The 9,154-nt window shown below is 61.1% G+C and carries 11 protein-coding genes; all 11 read left to right on the forward strand.

The window, feature by feature from the left end; all coding sequences use genetic code 11:
* Position 1 precedes the first annotated feature (1 nt).
* The 11 genes from M0D69_RS14040 to M0D69_RS14090 are packed head-to-tail and all read left to right on the forward strand — an operon-like array spanning position 2 to position 9,094.
* Entirely contained in the window at positions 2-859 is an 858-nt protein-coding gene (locus M0D69_RS14040; protein ID WP_301782589.1) for a hypothetical protein, read from the forward strand.
* Complete coding sequence (locus M0D69_RS14045; protein WP_301782590.1) at positions 859-1,131, forward strand: hypothetical protein; 273 nt, start codon at positions 859-861, stop codon at positions 1,129-1,131. Before M0D69_RS14040 ends, M0D69_RS14045 begins: the two co-directional genes overlap by 1 nt.
* 10 nt (positions 1,132-1,141) lie before the next feature.
* Positions 1,142-2,218, forward strand: a complete 1,077-nt coding sequence (locus tag M0D69_RS14050; RefSeq protein WP_301782591.1) for a hypothetical protein — start codon at positions 1,142-1,144, stop codon at positions 2,216-2,218.
* A gap of 33 nt (positions 2,219-2,251) precedes the next feature.
* Positions 2,252-2,620 (forward strand): tail fiber assembly protein, encoded by a 369-nt coding sequence (locus M0D69_RS14055; protein ID WP_301782592.1) that lies wholly within the window; start codon positions 2,252-2,254, stop codon positions 2,618-2,620.
* Between the two features lie 39 nt (positions 2,621-2,659).
* Complete coding sequence (locus tag M0D69_RS14060) at positions 2,660-4,411, forward strand: hypothetical protein (protein ID WP_301782593.1); 1,752 nt, start codon at positions 2,660-2,662, stop codon at positions 4,409-4,411.
* Positions 4,411-4,782, forward strand: a complete 372-nt coding sequence (locus tag M0D69_RS14065) for a hypothetical protein (RefSeq protein ID WP_301782594.1) — start codon at positions 4,411-4,413, stop codon at positions 4,780-4,782. The genes M0D69_RS14060 and M0D69_RS14065 overlap by 1 nt, the downstream gene beginning before the upstream one ends.
* A 30-nt stretch (positions 4,783-4,812) precedes the next feature.
* On the forward strand, positions 4,813-5,241 hold the full coding sequence (locus M0D69_RS14070; RefSeq protein WP_301782595.1) for an N-acetyltransferase: 429 nt from the start codon (positions 4,813-4,815) through the stop codon (positions 5,239-5,241).
* On the forward strand, positions 5,238-6,185 hold the full coding sequence (locus tag M0D69_RS14075) for a hypothetical protein (RefSeq protein WP_301782596.1): 948 nt from the start codon (positions 5,238-5,240) through the stop codon (positions 6,183-6,185). Before M0D69_RS14070 ends, M0D69_RS14075 begins: the two co-directional genes overlap by 4 nt.
* 10 nt (positions 6,186-6,195) lie before the next feature.
* Positions 6,196-6,918: a phosphoadenosine phosphosulfate reductase family protein gene (locus M0D69_RS14080; RefSeq protein ID WP_301782597.1), complete on the forward strand. Its 723-nt coding sequence runs from the start codon at positions 6,196-6,198 to the stop codon at positions 6,916-6,918.
* Positions 6,915-7,580, forward strand: coding sequence for a class I SAM-dependent methyltransferase (locus M0D69_RS14085; RefSeq protein ID WP_301782598.1), 666 nt, complete (start codon positions 6,915-6,917; stop codon positions 7,578-7,580). Before M0D69_RS14080 ends, M0D69_RS14085 begins: the two co-directional genes overlap by 4 nt.
* Positions 7,581-7,582: 2 nt before the next feature.
* A complete protein-coding gene (locus M0D69_RS14090; protein WP_301782599.1) occupies positions 7,583-9,094 on the forward strand; it encodes a hypothetical protein in 1,512 nt (503 codons plus the stop codon).
* Positions 9,095-9,154 lie beyond the last annotated feature (60 nt).

The following is a 9,154-nucleotide window of genomic DNA, read 5'->3' on the forward strand; positions in this document are numbered from 1 at the left end:
GATGAACAGCTACCCGCTCGACGAAGTAGCACTCAATGGCTACGCCACATTCAACGGCGTAGGCAGTGGGGCTATGGATGGATCGGCGAGCGGGCGAGCTGCAACGGTGGCGCGCGGCACTGTGTCTGCTGCCAACATGCAGATGGCGGCCAACGCGGAAGCGACGCGTCACCGCTTGGGTAGCTCGAATGCGCTGATGGAAATGTCTGTGTTGGCGGAAGGCATGCTTGCCGCTCTCGGCAAATCGAATGCGCTGATGCAGTTCGTTGTATTAGCGATGGGCCAATCCTTCAGCGTCGTGGGCTCTACTGCCACGATGGTTATGGATAACCCCCTGTCGCGCGGTGGCATGTTGGCGTTCGGCGAAAGCGATACGGACATCGAAATGCTTGCCGAGGCGCACGGGATCGCAGCTCACGGCGTCACCGGCCGAGTGCGGGCAGACCTGACGCTCGATATGTCCGGTCGCGCGTGGACTACGGTTCCGATTCGTGCTGGCGGTGAAGCGCTCGGATGGACCTACGCCACAGCGCGAGCGACCTACATCGCGCATGCGCGCGCACTGGCAGAGCTTGGGCTCGATGCGAAGGCGATCGGCAAGGTAGGCGCGATCGTTAAGGCCGAGGGTAGCGCGGCCCTTGCGCTCGAATTGCTGCGCGCGATACCTGATAGCTACCGCCAGATCAACGGCGAAGCGGACGTTGCGATGGCGCTCGAAGCAATCGCCAGCATGTACCGCGTCGTCGTGTTGCCGGAAGTGTTTTACCCGGCGCCACGTTCCCGCATAATTCAGGTACGCAAGGAACAGCGCATCGTGCGCGTGCAGAAGGGAAGCCGAATCATTAAGGTGCGCGAATAATGGATATCTTTACGAAGTACCCGGCCGAGGTTTGGGACTACGACGTTGACTTTACGCGTTCACTCCCTGATAACGACTTCGTTGTGAGCGCGACGGTAAGCGTCGAGCCCCCGGAGAGCTTGGTCAGTTCTCCGATGAACGTTGTTTCGCCTGAGACGGTGAAGGTGTGGCTTGTGGACGGTGCGAGCGGCAAGACCGCGATCGTTACTGTCATTGCCACGACTGACGAAGGCCGCGTGATCGAGCAACAATTTCAAATTCGAGTGACGTAAGGGAGTCAACATGGCACAGAAATGGGCAAATAACGCAACGACCACGCTGGCAACGGACCTCGCGCCGGGCGCCCTGTCGATGTCGGTTCTGCCGGGCGCGGGCGTGAAGTTCCCGACCCTCGCGGCCGGCGACTTCGTACAGATCACGCTTATCAAAGCGAATGGCTCGCTCGAAATAGTGCGAGCCACGGCCAAGACGAACGATACGTTCACCATCGCGCGCGCGCAGGAAGGCACGCAGGCGCTTCAATTCCTCGCGGGCGAACGAGTTGAGGCTCGCTGGACGGCTATCTCGCCGCAGACGTTGCAGGCGGCAATCGACGCCGCCTCCGCGCTGGCCGGCACCAAGGTTGCCAAGTCGGGCGACACGATGACGGGCGACCTTTACATTCGCGCCACCTCGCCCGCGTCGCCGTGGATTCACTTGTGCGCGGATGGCTATGTCTTCACGCATATCCGCGCGGCCAATGGCGGCATGGAGTGGTACAACAGCGCGATCAACGCCCGCAATATGCTTCTGGATGACGCGGGTACGATTACCAATCGGGGCGGCGTTTATGCCGGCGGCCGCATCCAGGGTGGCGACCTTCTTTCTAACGGCATTGTGTACAGCGGGGGCGGCGCATCACAGCTCACGCCAGATGGCAATGTCTACGGTAGCGCTTGGGGCGGCTACTTGAGCAACTGGCTGAATAACCAACTCGCGGCCAAGCAAAACGATATCAACAACCGCACGCCGATCCGCAACGCTGGTTGGAATAACTATGGCTACGTCGTCACCAACAGCGTCAACAGCATGCAGATTTGGTGGGACGGCCGCGTTCAGGTTCAAGTGGACGGCTCGTATCAGGGCTACATGTGGACCTCTGGCAACTTCAACCCCGGCGCCAAAGCCAACTACGATGCTATGCCGGATACGGTCGGGACTCAAATTGAGATTGGGCCGGCTTCGCGTCCCGGCACCGGGGCTATCGACGCGGGCTCGCCGTGGGTTATGTGCGGCATTCGTGTTGGGAATTGGGTAGGCCCGTCCGCCGACTCGGCCGGCTCCATCTACCCGCGTTTCACCTCCATTCGTCAACGGTAAATAAACATGGCCTATATCTCTCACGAACAGTTAATGCTGGCTATCGAAACCCGCTGGCCTCACCTCGTCCACGGTGAAGACTATGTTGTCGCTCACCAACTTGACCCGCAGACGGGCAAGCATGGCGCAGACGCCTTCATCCTTCGTTGGCAGGCTGAAGGCATTCCCAAGCCGGCACTCGCGCCGCTTCTGGACGAGGCGCGCTCACTGCTGCCCGTGTACATGGCGAATAACGTGCGCCAGCAACGCGACACCCTTCTCTCGGGTTCCGATTGGACGATGGGCCACGACTCGCCCGAGGATAAGCGGCCGGCATGGGCCGAATATCGGCAGGCACTGCGCGACGTGCCCGAGCAACCGGGGTTTCCTGCTGACGTTGATTGGCCTGAAAAGCCGGCCTGAATAGCACCATACGACACGGCACCATGCGGCGAGGATTGAATGACCATTATTAAACTGATCGGGTTCCAGGGCGAAGTCCCGCGAATCGTGTCGCGCCTGCTTCCCGAAGCGGCCGCCGCGAGCGCGGTGAATGCGCGCCTCGAAACGGGCAGTCTGACGCCTTACCGCAAGCCTAAGTTTGTGGCGCGGCAATCGCAGTTCGCGGCCGGCACGGTGAAAACCATCTACCGCGACTTGGCCCGCAACTGGCTGGTGTGGGACAAACAGGTGTACGTGACACCCGGCCCGGTCGCGGCCGATCGGCTTTACTACATGGGCGACGGTGCGCCGAAGATGCGCGTAGCGGGTGTAACGTACCCGCTTGCGCTCCCGTTCCCGGCCACGAAACCGACCGCAACGCCGAGCGGCGCAGGCTCGGGCGATATCTTCACGCGCGTCTACGTCTACACCTATGTGTCGGTATTCGATGAGGAGACGGAACCGAGCGCCGCATCGTCCGCAATCAACTGGCAAGCCGGGCAGACCGTCACGCTGACTAACCTTTCTCTGCCGCCGAACGGTACGCGCATCAACCGCATGCGGATCTACCGCTCTCAGACGAGCTTGAGCGGGACGGACCTGTATTTCATCGCCGAGATCGCGGCGAGCACCACCACCTTTGTGGATAACGTCCCGCTTAACCAGCAGAACGAGCCGATTCCCTCGCTCGATTGGAACGCACCGCCGGACGGCCTGACCGGGCTAATCGCTCTGTCCAACGGCATGATGGCGGCCTTTCGTGGGAAAGAGCTTTGGTTTTGCGAGCCGTGGCGACCGCACGCGTGGCCCGAGTCCTACATGCTGACGATGGCCTACGACATCGTTGGGCTTGGCGCATTCGGGACCACCATTGTTGTGGCGACCAAGGGCCAGCCGTACATGGTGAACGGCACGTCGCCTGATGCGATGGCCGAGGAAAAGATCGAGCTTAATCTCCCGTGCATCAACCCGCGCGGCATCGTTGACCTGGGCTATGCCATTGCTTACCCGTCTACCGATGGCCTCGCCGTCATTTCGTCGGCCGGCGCGCGCGTGGTGACGGACAACCTCATGACGCGCAACCAGTGGCTACGCACGGCGCCCGATCGGTTTGTGGCCTGCCAGTTCTTCGGCCGCTACTTCGCCAGCTATGAGTATGTTGACCCTGACGGCCGCGCGCTCGTCGGCTCGTTCATCATCGACTTGACCGGGCAGGAAGCATTCATGCACCGGGTATCGACGAAGGCGGACGCGACTTGGTACGACCTCGCCACGGGAACCATGTACCTGTGCATGGGGACCGACATTTACGAGTGGGATTCGATCGAAGCGCCTAGCGACATCCTTGTTTGGAAGTCGAAACAGTTTGTCGTGGCCCGCCCTACCAACTTCGGCGCGATCCTGATTGAAGGCTCAACGCTCGTGAGTGCCGAGGAAGATGCGGCAGTATCGGCGGCGATCCAAGCCGCGATCACCTACAACGCATCGATCTACGCCCGGCCGAGTATCGGCGGCGAAATGAACGGTAGCGCATTCAATGACTTCCCGATTGACGGCGACATGATGATGGTTATCCCGACCGCAGACCGCTACGTGTCTGTTGCGATCTACGCGGACGGGAAGCTCGTAGCGACCGTAGACCGGCTCAATCGCATGGCTCGCCTGCCCGGCGGGTTCCTCGCGCGGACGTGGGAGATTGAGGTATCCACGAACGCGGACATCGCGCAAGTGACCCTAGCCGGCACGGGCGCAGAACTGGCAGGAGCGCAGTAATGGGACGCGGCGACTTAAACGTAAGCCAGAACGACCAAGGATCACGCGGCGGCTCGCTGGCCGATCGTCAGATCGAGGCGGCCATTGTCCGCGTCATGAAGTCGAAATTCGGCCTGTCCGAGCGCGCCATTCAGGCGATCGGCGAGCTGTCCGGCTTGCGCGGTATCGAGGACAACGGCACGCGGCCGAAGATGAGCGTAGTTCGTGGAGACTTCGCGCCGTTGCTGCGCGTGAAGGCGCCCACCACCAAGCTCCTCTCGGCGGCCCCAACCGCTGCCGACTACAACGCACTGCGCGCGGACGTGAATGCGCTGTACGAAGCATTCGGCCTGATTGCACAAGCAATCGCTTCCAACATGGCAAACCCGTAAAATGGTGCGAATTTCTAACCACGAGCTGCCATGTACAAACTGATCTACGGCGAGAACGCGCGCTTGCTCCCGTGGGCGGCCCCTCGAATCGGCGTGACTGCCTTTCGCCAGGACGCGCAGACGATCGGCTACGAGCGCGACGGCGAGCTTGTGGCCGTAGTTGTGTTCGATGGGTTCTCGTATGGCGACGGGTACATGCACGTTGCAAGCGACGGTTCGCGCAGATGGCTCACGCGCGAGCTGCTGTCGGCCGCATTCGCCTACCCGTTCATTCAGTGCGGGCTACGTCGAATCACGGCACTTGTGCCGGCCAAGAATAGCGTAGCGCTGAAGTTCGACGAGGAGCTTGGATTCCGGCGCGAAGGCTATCACCCGCATGCCGCTGAAAGTGGCGGCGACATTATCTCTCTCGGCATGCTGCGCGAGCAGTGCCGTTTCTTGCCGCAGGAGGCTCGATGAAGCGCAAATACCAGACTCGCAAGGGCGACGATGTACGGTTGTCCGTGTGGCGTTCGCGCCATGTCTGCTACGGCAAGGGCGGGGGCGGTAGTGCGCCCGCGCCCGATCCGGCGGTAGGTCAGGCCGCGCTCGAAAATATCCAGCTCGGCAAAGACTGGCTTTCGTTCGCGCAAGACCAGTTCGCGCAGGGCAATGTACGGCAAGCGGACCTTGATGCGCTGACCAGCGAAGTGACCAAGCAGCAGATGGCGCAGGCGCAGCAGCAGATGGCTACGCAGACGCAGCAAAACCAATGGGCACAGGAAGACCGCGACCGGTACAAGAACACGTTCCAGCCGTTGCAGGACGACTACATCAAGCAGGCGAAGGAATACGGCTCAGTCGAGAAACAAGAATCTCTCGCGGCCGAAGCCGTTGCCGATGCGCAGCAAGGCGCGCGCGCAGCGAATGATGCGAATAACCGCTCGATGGCAAGCATGGGCATCAATCCCAACAGCGGACGGTTCGAGGGGATTACTCGCGGTCAGGAAGTGCTCAACTCGCTCAACCAAGCCGGCGCAGCGAACAACGCACGAAGCGCGGCGCGAGACAAGGCACTCGCTCTGCAATCCGATGCAATCAACCTGGGTAACGGGCTCCCTTCGAGCGCGGCAAGCTCTATCGGGCTCGGCATGGGCGCGGGGATGAACGGCGTAGGTGCAGGCAGCTCGGCCGTTGGAAATAACCAAGCCGCTAATCAAAACTTCTACGCAAATCAGGGCATCATGGGCCAAGGTTTTGGCGGTGCGATGAACGGAAACAATAGCGGCGCGGGCATCTTCAACAGCCAATACCAAAGCCAAGTTGGCGCTTACAATGCGCAGCAACAAGCAAGCGGCGCCAGCTCGGGCGCTTTGATGGGCGGCATCGGCTCACTGGCCGGCGCCGGAATTATGGCCTTCTAAAGAGAGAGACATGAACAATATAATCGACAATCATGAAAAGATAGGACTCCAATTTAGTGGCGGCAAAGACTCGCTCGCCATGCTGCACCTGATGCGCGAGCATTGGGACAAGCTGACGGTTTATTGGCTGGACACGGGCGACGCGTTTCCCGAGACGGTTGCACTTGTGGACGAGATCGAAAAGCTTGTGCCGCGTCTTGTGCGCATCGCCGGGCGCCAGCGCGAGACGATCGAGCAGTACGGTATCCCGAGCGATATCGTGCCGGCGGCAAACACGCCCATCGGGCTCGCGGCCAAGGGTGGCACGGTCCTGATTCAGGATCGTTACTCGTGTTGCATGCGCTCCCTCATGTGGCCGTTGCACGAGCAGATGATCGGCGACGGCATTACGCTGATCGTGCGCGGCCAGAAGAACAGCGACAAGCTGCGCGCGCCGATCAAGTCGGGCTATGTCGAGGACGGTATCGAATACCTGTTCCCGCTGGAAGATTGGGACGATAGCGACGTGCGCGCCTTCCTGAAGGATGAGGGTGTGGAGCTGCCGCGCTTCTACGAGCGCATGAGTGCATCGCCCGATTGCATGACGTGTTCGGCGTATTGGGAAGACGGGCGCGGCGCGTACCTAAAGGAGCACCACCCGGAAGCGTATGCCGAGTATCAAAGCCGGCTGAACGCAATCAGCGCAGCGAACGCGCAGGCGATCACGTTTTTCAACATGGAGATTGGTGGGTGAAGCCGCTCGATATCACTGCACTCGAAACAGCTACCCGCATGGCTCTGGCCGGCGGACATCGCCTTTTGCAAACGCACAAGCTCTCGGCGAACGACGAGTCGCACGCGTGGTATCTGCTGAAGGCCATGCAACCGCCTGAAGGCGCGATGATCCTCGACGCCGGATGCGGTATCGGCGAGCTGTCCCGCCTGATGTCGGAGAAGCGGCCCGACCTGACGTTCATTCTCGCTAACCTGAGTCTGATGCAGCTCGAACTATGCCCCGTGGCGCCACAGTATCGGCGCTTGCATGCCGATTGCCACGACTTGCCGGTACGCGATGAAATGGTGGACGTGGTTATGTTCGCGTCTGCTATCTCGCAGATGGAAGCGAAATTCGTGCTGCACGAGGCCGCGCGCGTGCTGAAGCCGGGAGGCGTGGTGTTTCTGGCTGAAATGGTGCGCTTGGGCGGTGACGCGGCCGAGTTCGAACGTGTGACCACGGCGCACGTTCATACCTTCGCCGAGCTGGAAGGCTACGCGGCGGCCGCCGGTTTGAAGCTGGATTTTGGTTTCACCGTCGATTCTGACGACTCGCACTTTCGCGGACTGCTGCGCGAGATCGGGCAAGAGGCTTTGCTTGACCCGATCCGCCTTGCAATCATGCGTTTCATCAAGGGGTAATCATGGCTATCAACGGTATCGGCATTGGCGCTTTCATGCAGGGCATCGGGCAAGGTATGCAGCTCGGGCGCGCGTACAAGCAAGCGAAGGATGAGTACGACGACCAGCAGATCACGAAGGATGCGATGGCCGAGGCGCGTGCGCAGCAAGCACAGCTCCAAGACGCTGAAAGCCAACGCCTTCAGGGTTCGCAAGGCTTGCCCGCGCAGACTCAGCCGACGCCGCAACAGCCGTTGTCGCCGACCGATCCGAACGGCGTGCAGACGGCGCCGGTCAGTCTCGACCAGCCGCAGGCAACCGCCCTTCCCGGCGGTGCGCCGGCCACGCCCGCACCCATGCCGCAGCAGAAACAGGCGCCGCAACCGCAACCGGCGGCCGCACTGGCGCCGAACGAGCAGCAGATTGCAGCAGCAGGCGCACCGGCTGCGAACCCGAGCGCGCAAGGCTTGGCGCCGGGCGCGATGGCGCCGACCGTAGCGCCGATGGAGAAGGCGGCCGCCGACAAGCAGGCCGTCCAATCCGTTCCTACCGTCATGAAGATTTTCCGGGAACAGGGCGTGCCGAAGATCGCCGAGGCGTTCCTTGCGAAGGGCGACGCGGCGAAGGCATCCGCCTGGACGAAGTGGGCCGAGGAGGAGCGCAGCCAGGACACCATGAAGACGTGGACCAAAATGTGGCGTGCGTCGCAAACCGGCGACTTCAAGGGCATGGCCGATCACGCGCTCAACCTGTTCAACCAGCTCGACGACGGCACCGAGGCGACGAAGCACGAAGTTGTGAAGAACAACGACGGCGACATCACCGGGTTCAATGTCACGCTGCGCGACAAGAAAACGGGCGAGGACCGTTCCGCGTTCGTCGGCAAGGAGCAATTGCTCGATATGGGCCTGTCCGCGCTCTCGCCTACCGCGCAGTTCGATGCGGTCTACAAGAAACAGCAGACCATCGACGCCAACCGGGCGAAGGCCGTCGAGAAGGCCGGCGAAATGGCGCTGAAGTTCAAGCAGGACGTTGCGCTCGAAGGCGTGAAGCAAGGCGGCCGCGTGCAGATCGAAGGCATCAAGGGCGATCAGGAAATGGACCGCGACGTGGCGCGCAGCACGCTGAAGCGCGGCGAGAACCGCGCCGAAGCCCGCGACAAAATCGATGTCAAGGTGGAGGCACTTCAGAAGGCCGGCCACTCGCAGGAGTTCATCGACCGGATGATGCCCGAGATTGTTGGTGCGGGCGACCTGAAGAAGCGCACCGCGCCGGAAGAAGCCAAGCGCATGATGATGGGCGACCTGATGAAGTCTGACCCGACGTTTGCGTACAAGTCGATCGACGAGAAGCGGAAGATCGTCGATGAGCACTACGGCATGATCTATCCGAACGGTAGCGACGACTCTGGCCCGGCGGCCGATGGGAAATCTGTATCGGGCAAGGTAGACAATATGTTTTCCGGTAATTCCAATCCTGCAAAAAAGGGAATTCCCATGTTGGATACGAAAACAGGGAAAGTCGTGTATCGGTAATGGGCTATTTTGGTTTGATAAGCGCACCGGTTAGGCTAAAATCTAACCGCTGTGCCGCCC

The organism is Caballeronia sp. SEWSISQ10-4 2 (genome assembly GCF_030464885.1).
Lineage (GTDB): Bacteria > Pseudomonadota > Gammaproteobacteria > Burkholderiales > Burkholderiaceae > Caballeronia.

Excerpts from the sequence above, each read along its gene's own strand:
- M0D69_RS14040 (WP_301782589.1), top strand. The coding sequence starts at position 2 with ATGAACAGCTACCCGCTCGACGAAGTAGCACTCAATGGCTACGCCACA.
- M0D69_RS14045 (WP_301782590.1), top strand. The coding sequence starts at position 859 with ATGGATATCTTTACGAAGTACCCGGCCGAGGTTTGGGACTACGACGTT.
- M0D69_RS14050 (WP_301782591.1), top strand. The coding sequence starts at position 1,142 with ATGGCACAGAAATGGGCAAATAACGCAACGACCACGCTGGCAACGGAC.
- M0D69_RS14055 (WP_301782592.1), top strand. The coding sequence starts at position 2,252 with ATGCTGGCTATCGAAACCCGCTGGCCTCACCTCGTCCACGGTGAAGAC.
- M0D69_RS14060 (WP_301782593.1), top strand. The coding sequence starts at position 2,660 with ATGACCATTATTAAACTGATCGGGTTCCAGGGCGAAGTCCCGCGAATC.
- M0D69_RS14065 (WP_301782594.1), top strand. The coding sequence starts at position 4,411 with ATGGGACGCGGCGACTTAAACGTAAGCCAGAACGACCAAGGATCACGC.
- M0D69_RS14070 (WP_301782595.1), top strand. The coding sequence starts at position 4,813 with ATGTACAAACTGATCTACGGCGAGAACGCGCGCTTGCTCCCGTGGGCG.
- M0D69_RS14075 (WP_301782596.1), top strand. The coding sequence starts at position 5,238 with ATGAAGCGCAAATACCAGACTCGCAAGGGCGACGATGTACGGTTGTCC.
- M0D69_RS14080 (WP_301782597.1), top strand. The coding sequence starts at position 6,196 with ATGAACAATATAATCGACAATCATGAAAAGATAGGACTCCAATTTAGT.
- M0D69_RS14090 (WP_301782599.1), top strand. The coding sequence starts at position 7,583 with ATGGCTATCAACGGTATCGGCATTGGCGCTTTCATGCAGGGCATCGGG.